Annotated in this window: 12 protein-coding genes; 5 read left to right on the top strand and 7 right to left on the bottom strand. The window is 71.7% G+C overall.

Annotation, left to right across the window (positions count from 1 at the left end):
* Positions 1–222: 222 nt before the first annotated feature.
* A complete protein-coding gene (locus IW249_RS00765; protein ID WP_196919001.1) occupies positions 223–1074 on the top strand; it encodes an NmrA family NAD(P)-binding protein in 852 nt (283 codons plus the stop codon).
* A gap of 30 nt (positions 1075–1104) precedes the next feature.
* Here the strand turns inward: IW249_RS00765 and IW249_RS00760 are convergent, their stop codons facing one another.
* Positions 1105–2103 carry an aldo/keto reductase gene (locus IW249_RS00760; RefSeq protein WP_196919000.1) on the bottom strand — a complete coding sequence of 333 codons (999 nt, stop codon included), beginning with the start codon at positions 2101–2103 and terminating at the stop codon, positions 1105–1107.
* 56 nt (positions 2104–2159) lie between these two features.
* On the opposite strand from IW249_RS00760, the gene IW249_RS00755 reads away from it, so the two are divergent.
* Positions 2160–2546 carry a MerR family transcriptional regulator gene (locus IW249_RS00755; RefSeq protein ID WP_196918999.1) on the top strand — a complete coding sequence of 129 codons (387 nt, stop codon included), beginning with the start codon at positions 2160–2162 and terminating at the stop codon, positions 2544–2546.
* Here the strand turns inward: IW249_RS00755 and IW249_RS00750 are convergent.
* Both IW249_RS00750 and IW249_RS00745 read right to left on the bottom strand, forming a co-directional pair.
* Entirely contained in the window at positions 2543–3025 is a 483-nt protein-coding gene (locus IW249_RS00750) for a hemerythrin domain-containing protein (RefSeq protein ID WP_307788478.1), read from the bottom strand. The genes IW249_RS00755 and IW249_RS00750 overlap by 4 nt on opposite strands.
* A gap of 112 nt (positions 3026–3137) precedes the next feature.
* Positions 3138–4475, bottom strand: a complete 1338-nt coding sequence (locus IW249_RS00745; RefSeq protein WP_196918997.1) for a low temperature requirement protein A — start codon at positions 4473–4475, stop codon at positions 3138–3140.
* A gap of 153 nt (positions 4476–4628) precedes the next feature.
* Here IW249_RS00745 and IW249_RS00740 point away from each other — a divergent pair, with 153 nt between their 5' ends.
* Positions 4629–5564: an SDR family NAD(P)-dependent oxidoreductase gene (locus IW249_RS00740; protein WP_196918996.1), complete on the top strand. Its 936-nt coding sequence runs from the start codon at positions 4629–4631 to the stop codon at positions 5562–5564.
* A gap of 65 nt (positions 5565–5629) precedes the next feature.
* Here IW249_RS00740 and sucB read toward each other — a convergent pair whose 3' ends face one another.
* Together sucB and lpdA are read right to left on the bottom strand one after the other, a co-directional pair.
* Positions 5630–7462, bottom strand: coding sequence for a 2-oxoglutarate dehydrogenase, E2 component, dihydrolipoamide succinyltransferase (gene sucB, locus IW249_RS00735; RefSeq protein ID WP_196918995.1), 1833 nt, complete (start codon positions 7460–7462; stop codon positions 5630–5632).
* A 66-nt stretch (positions 7463–7528) separates the two neighbouring features.
* Positions 7529–8920, bottom strand: coding sequence for a dihydrolipoyl dehydrogenase (gene lpdA / locus IW249_RS00730; RefSeq protein WP_196918994.1), 1392 nt, complete (start codon positions 8918–8920; stop codon positions 7529–7531).
* A 178-nt stretch (positions 8921–9098) separates the two neighbouring features.
* On the opposite strand from lpdA, the gene IW249_RS00725 reads away from it, so the two are divergent.
* Positions 9099–9428, top strand: a complete 330-nt coding sequence (locus IW249_RS00725) for a hypothetical protein (protein ID WP_196918993.1) — start codon at positions 9099–9101, stop codon at positions 9426–9428.
* 48 nt (positions 9429–9476) lie between these two features.
* On the opposite strand, the gene IW249_RS00720 is transcribed toward IW249_RS00725, so the two are convergent.
* Positions 9477–11051, bottom strand: coding sequence for a leucyl aminopeptidase (locus IW249_RS00720; protein WP_196918992.1), 1575 nt, complete (start codon positions 11049–11051; stop codon positions 9477–9479).
* 162 nt (positions 11052–11213) lie between these two features.
* Here IW249_RS00720 and gcvT point away from each other — a divergent pair, with 162 nt between their 5' ends.
* On the top strand, positions 11214–12344 hold the full coding sequence (gene gcvT, locus IW249_RS00715) for a glycine cleavage system aminomethyltransferase GcvT (RefSeq protein WP_196918991.1): 1131 nt from the start codon (positions 11214–11216) through the stop codon (positions 12342–12344).
* 144 nt (positions 12345–12488) lie between these two features.
* On the opposite strand, the gene IW249_RS00710 is transcribed toward gcvT, so the two are convergent.
* Positions 12489–13784 (bottom strand): DUF2314 domain-containing protein, encoded by a 1296-nt coding sequence (locus IW249_RS00710; protein ID WP_196918990.1) that lies wholly within the window; start codon positions 13782–13784, stop codon positions 12489–12491.
* Between the last annotated feature and the right edge of the window lie 4 nt (positions 13785–13788).

Here is a 13788-nt window from a genome sequence, read left to right as displayed (position 1 = left end):
CGGCGCGGAGAAACGCAGGTCAACGGGTCTCCCAGGGGCTGAAAAAGGCTACCGCGCGCTTTCGGTGGTTGGCGCGTTTCCACAGGTCAGAGCGAACGTGAACGCGGTGTTCGCGATTGCTTCGCGCATCGATCTGGCTGACCATGAGCCATCCGAGAGCGCTCCCGTTTGGCGGGGTCGGCTCACCATGCCCCGCCGTCGGGCAATCAGTGAGGAGGAACCATGCCGATCCTGGTGACCGGAGCGACCGGAACCGTGGGAGGAAGCCTGGTCCGGCAACTGGTGGCCGCCGGCCACGACGTACGCGCACTGACCCGCGATCCGGCGTCGCCGGCGGCCGCCGCGCTGCCCAGCGGGGTGGAGGTGGCGGCCGGCGACTTCGCCAGGCCCCACACGCTGGCGCCGGCGCTGCGCGGCGTGACGCGCATGCACCTGGTGGCGATGGACGGGTACGGACCGCTGACCACCGGTGCGGAGATCCTGGAACTGGCCCGGAAGGCCGGCGTCCGTCGGGTCACCCACCTCGGTCACAACGACCCGAGCCGGGCCGACGACGACCCGCTCGAGGCACCGCACCGGCCGCTGCACCGGGCTGTCGAGAACTCGGGTCTGGAGTGGACGCACGTGTTTCCCGGCGAGTTCATGGCGAACACCCGGGACTGGGCGCACGCCATCCGGGCCGAGGGGGTGGTGCGGGCGCCGTTCGGTGACTGGAACAGCGCCCTGGTCCACGAAGCGGACATCGCCGCGGTCATCATGGCCGCGCTCACCGAGGACTGCCACGCCGGCCGGGTGTACCAGCCGACCGGGCCGGAGCCGGTCCGCCGCCGGGACGCGGTCCGGATGATCGGCGAGGCGATCGGCCATCCGGTGCGGTTCGACGAACTGACCCCGGAGCATGCCCGGGAGTACTGGAAGGACACCTATCCCGCCGAGGTGATCGAGTGGTTCCTGGAGATGGGCCGGTATCTCGACGGCAACGCCTGGGTCGCCCCGGACGTCGAGCAGGTGACCGGCCGCCCCGGGCGCACGTTCCGGCAGTGGGCCGCCGAGCACGCGGACGACTTCCGGTGACGGCACCCGGGGCGTGGACCGGCCCGGTGGTCAGGCCGCGGGGACCGGGCGCAGGTCGGCGAGGAGTCGCTCCACCTCGGCGTACGCCTCCGCACTCAGCGGGCCCAACTCCAGGGTGGCCAGGTTCTCGTCGGCCTGGGCCACAGTGCGCAGGCCGGGGATCGGCACCGTACGGGGGCTGCGCGCCAGCAGCCAGCCGAGCGCGCCCTGGGCCAGGGTGCGCCCGTCGGCGGTGAGCGCCGCGCGGACCTGGTCGACCCGGGCCGCCCAGCGTGGCGTCGGACGGCCGTCGGTGAACCACTCCAGCCACTCCGGTGCCCGTCCGCGCACATCGTCGGCCCCGACCGCCCGGGTCGACCCGGTGAGCAGCCCCATCGCCAACGGCCCACGGTTGAGGCTGGCCAGGTCGTGCTTGTCGCAGACCGCCAGCACCGCCGCGTTGTCGCGCAGCACCGACTCGTCGTGCTGGATCGCGGCGCAGTGCGGGCCGGCGGCGGCGAACGCCTCCGCCGAGGACGGGTCGTCGGTGCTCCACCCGTACGCCCGGATCTTGCCCTGGTCGACCAGGGCCTCCAGGGTGTCGACCAGGTCGAGCGCGGCGGGCACCGGCAGTGCGTTGATGTGCAGTTGGTAGAGGTCGACGTGGTCGGTGCCGAGCCGGCGGAGCGAGTCTTCCAGGCTGCGTACCGCGAAGGCCGGGCTGGCGTCGGTGCCCAGCGCCCGCCGGGCGGCCTCCTCGCTGACGTTGCCGAACTTGGTGGCGATCACCACGCTGTCCCGCCGCCCGGCCAGGGCCTGACCGAGGATCCGCTCGCTGTGCCCGGCACCGTAGTTGCTGGCGGTGTCGAACAGGGTCACCCCGAGATCGAGCGCCCGGTGGATGGTCCGGATCGACTCGTCGTCGTCCACCTCACCCCAGCCGAACGGCTGCCCGTCGTCACCCCAGAGCGGGCCGCCGATGGCCCAGCACCCCATTCCGATCGCGCTCACCGTGATGCCGCTGCGTCCCAGCGTCCGTGTCGTCGTCATGGTCACCAGCCTCCAACCTGGAGCGCGCTCCAGGTCAAGCACTACCATCTCGCGACATGAGCGGTTACGCCCCCTCGGAGGCCGCCCGCCGCAGCGGCTTCAGTCTGGACACTCTGCGGTACTACGAGAAAATCGGCCTGCTGGCGGACGTGGAACGGACCGCGGGTGGGCAGCGGGTCTTCACCGACGACGACCTCGGCTGGCTGGAGCTGTTCCGGTGCCTGCGTGACACCGGGATGCCGATCGCGCAGATGCGCCGCTACGCGCAACTGGCCCGCGCTGGTGAACACACCGCCGACGAGCGCTGTGAGCTGCTGCAACACCACGCGGCGCGGGTCGAGGAGCAGATGGATCTGCTCCAGCGCCAGTACGACCACCTTCGGGAGAAGATCCGCTTCTACGAGCAACTGCCCGACACCGCGCCGGGGTCGGAGGCTGGCTAGAGGGGACCGGGCGCGGTCAGGCCGAGTAGTTCCTCGGTCGTCCCGGGTCGGCCGGTCAGCGCGTTCAGGGCGGTGACCAGTCGCTTCTCCTCGTACCGGAAGTGCGACTCCAGCAGGGCGGCCAACCCGGCCAACTCGGCGCGCACCTGGGCGACCGGCACCGCAGCGTCGCCGCCCAGCAGCGCCTCGACCCGTTCCAGGATCCCCGCCACCACCTCGTGATCGGTGATCAGGTTTTGGATGACCGGGCGCAGCTCGGGGGCCTCCTCGGCCAGCAGTTGGAACGCGCCCGCGTCCTCGCCGGTGTGGTGTCGGCCGAGTGCGGCGCAGAAGGTCAGGCAGTGCGCCCGCAGGTCCCGGGACGGGGTGTCGAGGCTTGCCTGTAGTCGGGCCAGTTCCGCGCTGAGCCAGAGGTGGATTTCGATCATCTGATTGCCGACGGCGGCGAGCCGGCCGGCCGGTGAACCGGTTGGGTGCACGTTCGTCCCATGCTGTCCCCGCGCCTCCATGCCCACGGCGGCCTTCGGGCCGGGTGCACTGCGACGCTGCGGGGAAGTCTAGGGCCAGCCGCCAGACCCGGGAAGGCCGGAGTCACGGCGTGGTCGGCTCGTCGGTCTCCCGGACGTCGTGCCAGCGCGCCCGCCAGGCGGCCTCGTGGGCCTCGTGGGTGGTCCGCTCATGGAAGACGGCGGCCCGCAGGGCGTGCCGGGACTGCGCCATCACCATCACCTCCACTGCCACCAGCGCCACGCAGATCACGGTCGCCAGGGTGAGCGCGCCCAGCGCCGGCAGGTGCTGGCCGATCGGGAGGGCCCCCGTGAGCACCACGATGACACCGACGCGGGTCCAGCTGACGGTGTGCAGGGTGCGTAACTGGAAGAGCAGGTTGACGGCGAAATAGCAGATCAACCCGCCGAAGAGCATCGGCACGGCCGGCCCTTCGACCTTCTCGGCGATCCCGCCCGCCGGGTCGGTGATCTTGTGCAGGACCTCCTCGTTGCCGATGGAGAAGAGGATCACCCCGGCGATCATCGGCAGGTAGAGGTACGCGTACGCGTCGCGGGCCATCGCCACCCGGGGGGCGCCCTCCGCCGCGTGCAGGGCGATCCGGGCGGCCGGCCCGATGAAGTCGAAGTGTGCCCACCAGAGGGCGGCGGTGACCACGATGCCGAGCGCGGCGGCGGCCACCGCCGGCCAGGTGACAGGCTTGCCGAGCAGGTTGCCGCCCACCCCCGTGGAAATGATTGACTCGCCCAGCGCGATGATCAGGATGAGGTCGTAGCGCTCGGTCCAGTGCTCGGCGCTTGTCACCCCCCAGCCCCAGGTCCCGACGATGAAGCCGGTGGCGTACTGCACCACCACCACGGCGATCCACAGGCCGTCGCGGACCAGGGCGGCCCGGTCGGGGTCGGTGATCTGCGGCGGGATGAGCGCGGCGGCCAGCAGCAGCACGATGCTCACCGCCAGCTCCGGGGCGAAGCGCCGCAGTTGTCGCCGCTCCTGCGGGCTGTCCCGCACCACGTGCTGATAGAGGATCCAGTGGATGCCGCGGACCACGACGTAACTGATGGCCACCAGCATCGGGCCGGCGGCGCTCCCCTTGGGGTCGTTGAACGCCTGCGGCAGCGCCAACGCGAACGCGAACAGGGCGACCATCGCGATCACCATGAGCACCGGGACGTAGCCCTCGCCGAGCCGGACCCGGGTGGCGACCAGGCTGTGCACCACCCAGATCCACCAGAGCACGGCGAGCACCAGGCCGGCGTGCAGCAGTTGCCGGCCGGAGATGTTCGCGGCGGTGGCGCGGGTGATGATGAAGAACGAGAAGACGAAGACCAGGTCGAAGAAGACCTCGAACTTGTCCACCCGGGCGCCGGGGGCGATCGGGACGGCTGGTCCCAGCTGTCCACCCCGCCGGTAGCCGCCCACGATCCCACTCTGGCAGCGTCGGGGCTGGTCGGAGGCCCGAACGGCGATGGCGACGGAGTCCGGCGTTACCTCCCGCCGGGTCGGGGAAACACCGGGGCCCACGGCCTCCCGCAGCGGGCCGGCCGGTCCGCCCACCCCGGACAAGGATGGACAATGACGACCAACAACCCGATCACCACTTCGTTCGCCCATCAGTCCACAGCCATGGACGTGATCCGGGGCGTGGACCTCGTCGGGCGACGGGCGATCGTCACCGGCGGGTCCTCCGGGATCGGTGTGGAGACGGCCCGCGCCCTGGCCAGCGCCGGCGCGGAGGTGACCCTGGCCGTCCGCAACCCGGACGCGGGTCAGCAGGCCGCCAACGACATCACCGGCACCACCGACAACGACCGGGTCCTGGTCGCCCCGCTCGACCTCGCCGACCAGGGATCGGTCGCCGACTTCGTGGCCAACTGGGACGGCCCGGTGCACATCCTGGTCAACAACGCCGGCATCATGGCCGCACCCCTGTCCCGCACCCCGCAGGGCTGGGAGTTGCAGTTCGCCACCAACCACCTGGGGCATTTCGCACTCGCCAACGGGCTGCGCCCGGCACTCGCGGCCAGCGACGGGGCCAGGATCGTCTCGGTCAGCTCCGCCGCCCACCTGCGCTCACCGGTGGTCTTCGAGGACATCCAGTACGACAAACGGGAGTACGAGCCGTGGCAGGCGTACGGGCAGTCCAAGACGGCCAACGTGCTGTTCGCCGTGGAGGCGACCCGGCGCTGGGCCGACGACGGCATCCTCACCAACTCGCTGATGCCCGGCGCGATCCGGACCAACCTTCAGCGCTACGTGAGCGAGGAGGAGCTGGATCGCCTGCGCGCGGGTAACGCGGCGGCCTGGAAGACCGTCGAGCAGGGTGCCGCCACCTCCGTGCTGGTAGCGGCCTCGCCGCTGCTGGACGGCGTGGGCGGGCGCTACTTCGAGGACTGTCAGCAGGCCGCACCCGCCCAGCCCGGCGGGCGGACGGGCGTCGCCGACTACGCGCTGGACCCGGAGGCCGCCGAGCGGCTCTGGCAGGTCTCGACCGCGCTGCTCAAGGGCTGACGACCGCAGACGAAAGGGCGCCCCGGTCGACGACGACCGGGGCGCCCTTTCGGCGTTGCGATAGATCAGGCCAGGCCCAGCTCCGACTCGAAGTTGCCGGCCTCCAGCCGCTCCTTGACCGCGGTCAGGAAGCGGGCCGCGTCGGCACCGTCGATCAGCCGGTGGTCGTAGGACATGGCCAGGTAGACCATCGACCGGACGGCGATGACCTCGCCCAGCTCCGGGTCGTTGACCACGACCGGACGCTTCACCACGGCACCCGTGCCGAGCATCGCCGACTGCGGCGACGGCACGATCGGGGTGTCGAAGAGCGCACCCCGGCTGCCCGTGTTGGTCAACGTGAAGGTGGCACCGGCCATCTCGTCCGGGGTGATCTTGTTGGCCCGGGTCCGTTCGGCCAGGTCGGCGATCCGCTTGGCGATGCCGCCCATGTTGAGGTCACCGGCGTTGTGGATGACCGGCACGAGCAGCCCGCGCTCGGTGTCCACGGCGATGCCGAGGTGCTCGGCGGCCGGGTAGGTGATCGTGCCGCCGTCCAGGTCCATGCTGGCCTGGATGATCGGGTGGGTCTGCAGCGCCTCGACGGCGGCGAGGGCGAAGAACGGCAGGAAGGACAACTTCACGCCGTGCTTGGCCTGGAACGAGTCCTTCGCCTGGACCCGCATCTTGGCGACCTTGGTGACGTCGACCTCGACGACAGTGGTCAGCTGCGCCGTCTCGTGCAGCGACTGCTGCATCCGCTTGGCGATCGTCGCCCGGATCCGCGGCAGCTTCTCCGTGGTGCCCCGCTTGGTGCTCGGCTGCGGCTTCGCGGCCGGCTTGGCCGAGGGCGCGGCGGCGGCGGGAGCGGCCGCCGGAGCCGGAGCGGCCTTGGCGGCCTTCGCCTTCTCGGCGGCCTCCAGCACGTCCTGCTTGCGGATCCGACCACCCACGCCGGTGCCGTTGAGCGCGGCGAGGTCGACGCCGTGCTCACTGGCCAGCTTGCGCACCAGCGGGGTCACGTACCCAGCGGCCTCCTCGCCGGCGCCCGGCGCCGGGGCGGACGGGCGTGCCGGCGCCGAGGTCGACGCGGCGGGCTGCGCGGCCTGCTCGGTCTTCGCCGGCTGCGCCGAGCTCTCGGTCTCCGCGGCGGGCTCGTTGTACGACATGCCGGGGGTCGGCTCCTCGACCTTCGGCGCCGGCTCGGCCTTCGGCGCCGGCTTGGCCTCCGCCTTCGGCTCGGGCTTCGGCTCGGGCTGCGCCGGGGTGGGTGCCCCACCGGCAACGCCGATGATCGCCAGGTCGGCACCGACCGCAGCGGTCTCGTCCTCGGCGACCTTGATCTCCAGAACCGTGCCAGCGACCGGCGACGGGATCTCGGTGTCCACCTTGTCGGTGGAGACCTCGAGCAGCGGCTCGTCGACCTCGATGGTCTCGCCGACCTGCTTCAGCCAGCGGGTGACAGTACCCTCGGTGACGCTCTCGCCGAGGGCGGGCATCTTCACCGCGGTGCCCTCCCCCGACGGGGCGGCGGCCGGAGCCGGCGCCTCGGCCGGGGCCTCGTCCTGGGCCACCTCGTCGGCGGTGCCCTCGGCGGCGGCCGTCGGCTCTGCGGCCGGCTCGACCGACTCGGCCGGGGCCTGCTCCTGCGGGGCGGCCTCGCCACCGCCGGTCGACTCGCCCTCACCGGCGATGACGGCCAGCTCGCTGCCGACCTCGGCGGTCTCGTCCTCGCCGACCACGATCCGGCTCAGCACGCCCGCAGCGGGCGACGGGATCTCGGTGTCGACCTTGTCGGTCGAGACCTCGAGCAGGGGCTCGTCAACCTCGACCGTGTCGCCCTCCTGCTTGAGCCAGCGAGTGACGGTGCCCTCGGTGACGCTCTCGCCGAGCCGGGGCATGGTGACCGATACCGGCATTTTCTGAGACTCCTTCATTCCCCTGGTGGGATCTTCGCCCGTCGCCGGACGCCGCGGTTTGGATGATCAGGCGTGCGAGTGCAGCGGCTTGCCGGCGAGGGCCAGGTGCGCCTCGCCCAGGGCCTCGTTCTGGGTCGGGTGGGCGTGCACGAGCTGGGCGACCTCGGCCGGGTACGCCTCCCAGTTGTAGATGAGCTGCGCCTCACCGATCAGCTCACCCACCCGGGCGCCGATCATGTGCACGCCGACCACCGGGCCGTCCTCGACCCGGACCAGCTTCACGAAGCCGGTGGTCTTGAGGATCTGGCTCTTGCCGTTGCCACCCAGGTTGTAGTTGTACGTCTTGACCTTGTCGGCGCCGTACTGCTCCTTGGCCTTCGCCTCGGTGAGACCCACCGACGCCAGCTCCGGGTCGCAGTAGGTGACGCGCGGGATGCCGACCTCGTCGATCACGGCGGGGGTCTGCCCGGCGATCTCCTCGGCCACGAAGATGCCCTGCTGGAAGCCCCGGTGCGCGAGCTGGAGGCCGGGCACGATGTCGCCGACGGCGTAGACGTTCGGCACGTTGGTGCGCAGCCGCTCGTCGGTCAGCACGTAGCCGCGGTCCATCTTGACGCCCTGCTCCTCGTACCCGAGGTTGGCGGTGTTCGGGCCGCGACCGACGGCGACCAGCAGCAGCTCGGCCTCGACGGTCTCGCCGCCCTGGATGGTCAGCTTGACGCCGTTCTCGGTCTTCTCGACCTTCTCGAACGGCTTGCCGACCTTAAAGTTGATCTTCCGCTTGCGGAACGCCCGCTCCAGCGCCTTCGACGACTCCTCGTCCTCGGCGGCGACCAGTCGGGGCAGCGCCTCGACGATCGTCACGTCCACCCCGAAGGACTTCCACACGCTGGCGAACTCGACGCCGATCACGCCGCCACCGAGCACGATCACCGACGACGGCACCCGGTCCATCGTGAGGGCGTGGTCGCTGGTGATGATCCGCTCGCCGTCGACCTCCAGGCCGGGCAGGCTCTTCGCGTACGAGCCGGAGGCCAGGACGATGTTGCGGCCGGTGTAGCGCTTGCCGTCCACCTCGACCACGTTCTTGCCGACCAGCTTGCCGGCGCCCTCGACGACGGTGATGTTCTTCGAGCCGCCCACCAGGCCCTGCAGGCCCTTGTACAGGCGGGAGATCACACCGTCCTTGTACGAGTTGACCCCGGCCATGTCGATGCCGATCAGCTCGGCCTTCACGCCGAACTGCTCCGACTCCCGGGCCTGGTCGGCGATCTCGGCCGCGTGCAGCAGCGCCTTCGTCGGGATGCAGCCGTTGTGCAGGCAGGTGCCCCCGAGCTTGCCCTTCTCGACCAGTGCGACCTTGAGGTCGAGCTGGGCGGCGCGCAGCGCGGTCGCGTAGCCGCCGCTGCCACCTCCGAGAATGACAATGTCGAAGGTCGCTTCGTTCGGCTCGCTCACGTCCAACTCCCAGGTCGCGTCGCTGCATCGGGGGTCACGGGGATGTAACACGGACACACCCCACCTCGGTCATCTTGTCACCACTGAGCACAGGGTGCGTACTGAGGTGCCCAACGACACGTCATCGACACGTACCCTTGGCACCGTTGTCGATGACGCACGGTGGGGGAGAGATCCGGTGGGGTTGTTCCGGCGCCGCAAACAGACGGCTGTGCCGAGCCGTGACCGTGCCGCCGATCGTGGCGATCTGGACCATCTGGAGAACTTCATCCGGAGCCGGCGCGGCGTCGAGGCGTTCATCGAGCCCCGGACGACCGTGACGGAGACCACCGTCATCCTGATCGCCGACGACGGGGAGTGGACCCGCCGCCGCATCGACGGCCCGGACGGGGCCCGGCGCTTCGCGTACCGGATGGGTATCCCGGTGTACGACGTCCGGCTGATGGGCTACCCGCAGCGGATGCGCGACTTCAACGAGCGCCGCAAACGTCGCCCCGAGCGGTACTGAGACACGCGAAAGGGGCCCCCTGCGCAGGGGGCCCCTTTCGCGTGTTCGTCAGCCGTTGGCGGCGACGTCCTCGACGAGCTGCACCAACGTGCGGACCGGAACGCCGGTGCCGCCCTTGGTCCAGTAGCCGAACGGCTCGCCCGGGTGGTAACCCGGCCCGGCGATGTCGATGTGCGCCCACGCCACGTCGTCGGTCACGAACTCGCGCAGGAACACGCCGCCCTGCAGCATGTGACCGGCCCGGTCCATGCCGGCGTTGACCTGCGAGATGTCCGCCACATCCGACTCCATGCCCTTACGGACGTCGTCGGGCAGCGGCATCGGCCAGGCCGGCTCGCCGACGGCGTCGCCGACCACCTTCACCCGGTCGCACAGCTCCGGGGTGCCCATCACGCCGGCCATCCGCTTGCCCAGCGCGATGACCTGCCCGCCGGTCAGGGTGGAGGTCTCGAACAGGTAGTCGGTGCCGTCCGCGCAGGCGCGGGCGATGGCGTCACCCAGGATCATCCGGCCCTCGGCGTCGGTGTTGAGCACCTCGACCCGCTTGCCGTTGAACATGGTGATCACGTCACCCGGCCGGTAGCTGGTGCCCGACGGCATGTTCTCCGCCATCGGCAGGTACGCGCTGACCGCCACCGTCGGCTTCAGGGCGGCGATCGCCAGCATGGCCGCGCCCACAGCGGCGGCGCCCGCCATGTCGGACTTCATCTCCCACATGCCCTGCGCCGGCTTGATCGAGATGCCGCCGGTGTCGAAGGTGATGCCCTTGCCGACCAGCGCGACCCGCTTGCCGTTGCCACCACCCTCCGGGGTGTAGGTCAGCTTCACCAGCCGCGGCGGGGCCTCCGAGCCCTGCCCCACAGCGACGATGCCGCCGTAGCCGCCGTCGGCCAGCGCCGCCTCGTCCAGCACCTCGACGCCGAGACCCGCCTCGCGCGCCGCGCTGGCGACCGCGTCGGCGAACGACGGCGGACGCAGCTCGTTCGGCGCGGTGTTCACCCAGTCCCGGCTGAGCCGGACCGCGCCCGCCACCGCCTGCGCCCGGGCGATCTCCGCCTGGGCGCCCGCGTCACCGGCGTCCGGCACCGCGATGAGCACCTCGGCCACCGGCTCGCGCCGGGTCGGCTGGGGCCGGGTCTTGTAGCCGGCGAACCGGTACCCACCCAGCAGCGCGCCCTCGGCGACCGCGCGCAGCTCGGCCGACGCGTCCGCGTCGTCCGGCAGCGGCAGCGCCAACGCGACCCGGGGTGCGCCGGCCAGGGCCCGGATCGCCGCACCGGCAGCCCGGCGCAGCGTCTCCGGGGCCGGGGCCGCACCCGACGGCTCCGGGCCGAGCCCGACCGCGGTGACCAGCGGGGCGGTCACGGTGCCCAGCGTGGCCAGCTTGATGACCTCACCCGGCCCACCGGTCGCGCCGAGCAGCGCGAGGGTCTCGGTCAGCTTGCCGTCGAACGCGGCCGCGATGCTCTCCGCGCCGCTGGCGAGCAGCAGGGTGCCGGCGAGGCCGCTGGTGGCGCCCTGCTCTCCGGTCTGGCTGTGCACGCCGATCACGATCGCGTCGACGGCGAGCTCGGCCGGGTCGGTGTCGACCAGGCTCAGATTGGTGGTGCGGGGTGAAGTCACTGAAGCTACTCCGGGCGGGCCGGGCCGGTCGCGGCGTCGCGTACCAGCGGTGAAGGTCTCCGGCGGAACCTACCCGCCGGACGTCATGGCTGTCCCGCCGACAGCGCCAGCGGGCTCCCGCCGATGCTAACCAGCGACGTTGCCCCCGGTAAGTTGCCACCCATGACCGACGTGACCTCCGACGCCGCCGCGACCCGGCTGCGCCGTTCCCCGCTGCACGAGCGGCACCTCGCCGCCGGAGCCAAGTTCGCCCCCTTCGGGGGCTGGGAGATGCCGCTGGAGTACGCCGGCGGCGGAGTGCTCAAGGAGCACACCGCGGTGCGTACGGCGGTCGGGGTCTTCGACGTGTCACACCTGGGCAAGGCCCGGGTGAGCGGCCCCGGCGCGGCCGACTTCGTCAACTCCTGCCTCAGCAACGACCTGGGCCGGATCGGCCCGGGCCGGGCGCAGTACACGCTCTGCTGCGACGACGCCACCGGCGGCGTGGTGGACGACATCATCGCCTACCTCTACGCCGACGACCACGTCTTCCTCATCCCGAACGCGGCGAACACCGCCGAGGTGGTGCGCCGGTTGCGCGCCGCCGCGCCCGAGCAGGTGACAGTCACCGACGAGCACGAGGCGTACGCGGTGCTGGCCGTGCAGGGCCCCCGCTCGGCCGAGTTGCTGGCTGCCCTGGACCTGCCCACCGAACACGGCTACATGAGCTTCTCCGCCGCGAGCCTGGCCGGGGTGGAGCTGACCGTCTGCCGTACCGGTTACACCGGCGAGCTGGGCTACGAGCTGGTGGTGCCGGCGGAGCACGCGGTCGCCGTCTGGGATGCGCTCTTCGCCGCCGGTGCGGCGTTCGAGCTGCGCGCCTGCGGGCTGGCCGCCCGGGACACGCTGCGTACCGAGATGGGTTACCCGCTGCACGGGCAGGACCTCTCCCTGGACATCAGCCCGGTGCAGGCCCGCTCCGGCTGGGCGGTCGGCTGGGACAAGCCGGCCTTCTGGGGCCGCGACGCGCTGCTCGCCGAGAAGGCCGCCGGCCCCCGGCGTACGCTGCGCGGCCTGGTGGCCGTCGACCGGGCCATTCCCCGCCCCGGCATGACCCTGCACGTGGGCGACACCCAGGTCGGCACCGTGACCAGCGGCACCTTCTCCCCGACCCGCAAGCAGGGCATCGCGCTGGCCCTGCTGAACACCGACGCCAACCTGACCGACGGTGACGAGGTCGAGATCGACATCCGAGGCCGCCGAGCCCCCCTGAAGCTGACGAAGCCCCCCTTCGTAACCCCCTCAGTGAAGTAACCCCACCCCCACCCCCACCCCCACCCCCACCCCGGCCCTTCCCGGCGTTGATCATGAGGTTGGCGGGGCGTTGGGAGATCAAATCCCCCGCTAACCCCATGATCAACCTGGGCTGGGGGTGGGGGTGGGGGTGGGGGTGGGGGGTTAGCTGGAGGGGGTTGGGGGTTCGCCTGAGTCGAGGACTGCCTGGGTCCAGCCGCCTTCTATGACGCCTGTCGCGTCCAGGACGGCCCAGTCGACGACGTCGGAGGCCCCCACGACCACGGGGGCGCCGATGCGGACGCTCTCGTCGGTGTTGGCGTCACTGGCGCTCACACCCACGATGCGCTCCGGGGTCTCCCACGAGGTGACGCCCGCCCAGACGTACTCCGGGCCGTCGTCCCCGGGCAGGCCGTACTTCACTACCAGCTGCGACTCGGTGGGGAGTTGACCAGCGACGAACCGGGCCCGCGCGTCGTCCAGCGCGGCCCGGGCGGTGGCGACCGCACGGCTCATCGCGTCACCGGAGCGGGCGTAGCGCACGTCCGGCTGGATCCCGGAGAACAGTGTCGCGCAGGCGGCGGCGTAGTAGCGCCCGTCCGGGCCGGGATGCCCGGCCGGCGGGCGGAGGCTGAGGAACGAGTCGGCCTCCGGGTCGGTCGCCGGGTCCAGTTCGAGGCGGAGCAGCACCGGGGCGGTGGCGCCGTGCTGCTCCGGGTTGCCGTACGCCACAGCGATGTCGTGCCCGGTGACAGTGGCCAGCACCGGCAGTTGCACGAACGCCGGCACCTCCTCGCCGGTGAGCCCGTCGGTCCAGTCCCGCAGCAGTCGGCGGGCCGCCCCGGTCATCACCGCACCCCAGGCGCGGGTGAGGTGGTCGGGCACCCCCTGGGTCTGCAACTCCAGCAGGCCGAAGCGGCGTAGCCCCTTGGTGGTGAACCACAGGCCCTCGGTGTCCGACGAGTACGGCACCAGCACCCAGTCGACGAGTCGGATGCGGCCCTGCTCATCGGGGAGGGAGCGCAGCGCGGTCGCCGGGTCGAGGAACTGGAGGCCGAAGACGTCCACCACGTCGCTGTCGACGGATTCCGCCACGGCGGCCGCGACCGCCCGGGCGGCCCACTCGTGCGCGGGCGGCCAGCCGGGCCGGTACTCGGCCTGTACGACCACCAGGTGCGTCGCCGCCGCCAGCCGGGCCAGCTGCTCCGTGGTGGCACCGAACGCGGTGAGCAGATCCGGCGGCAGTTCGGGGAACTCGGAGATCGGCCGGGTGTCGACGCTCATCAGCGGGCTGTCGAGCATCTGCCGGGCCAGCCCGTGCACCGGCTCGGCCAGCCGGCCGGTCAGGGCCGCCACGGCGGTCTTCGCACTGACCTTCGGTAGCCCCGCCATCGGCACCAGGTAGGTCGCGCTGAGCGACTCCGGCACCGGTACGGGCAGGAAGTCGTCCGTGATGAGCATTGTG

This window comes from Micromonospora vinacea, from assembly GCF_015751785.1.
Lineage (GTDB): Bacteria > Actinomycetota > Actinomycetes > Mycobacteriales > Micromonosporaceae > Micromonospora > Micromonospora vinacea.
Note: the sequence above shows the minus strand (reverse complement) of the source record. Positions and strands in the feature narration are given on the sequence as shown.

Bases quoted from the DNA above. Each gene is read 5' to 3' on its own strand.
- IW249_RS00755 (WP_196918999.1), top strand. From the start codon at position 2,160: ATGAGCGGTTACGCCCCCTCGGAGGCCGCCCGCCGCAGCGGCTTCAGT.
- IW249_RS00710 (WP_196918990.1), bottom strand. From the start codon at position 13,784: ATGCTCATCACGGACGACTTCCTGCCCGTACCGGTGCCGGAGTCGCTC.
- IW249_RS00740 (WP_196918996.1), top strand. From the start codon at position 4,629: ATGACGACCAACAACCCGATCACCACTTCGTTCGCCCATCAGTCCACA.
- IW249_RS00760 (WP_196919000.1), bottom strand. From the start codon at position 2,103: ATGACGACGACACGGACGCTGGGACGCAGCGGCATCACGGTGAGCGCG.
- sucB (WP_196918995.1), bottom strand. From the start codon at position 7,462: ATGCCGGTATCGGTCACCATGCCCCGGCTCGGCGAGAGCGTCACCGAG.
- IW249_RS00765 (WP_196919001.1), top strand. From the start codon at position 223: ATGCCGATCCTGGTGACCGGAGCGACCGGAACCGTGGGAGGAAGCCTG.
- gcvT (WP_196918991.1), top strand. From the start codon at position 11,214: ATGACCGACGTGACCTCCGACGCCGCCGCGACCCGGCTGCGCCGTTCC.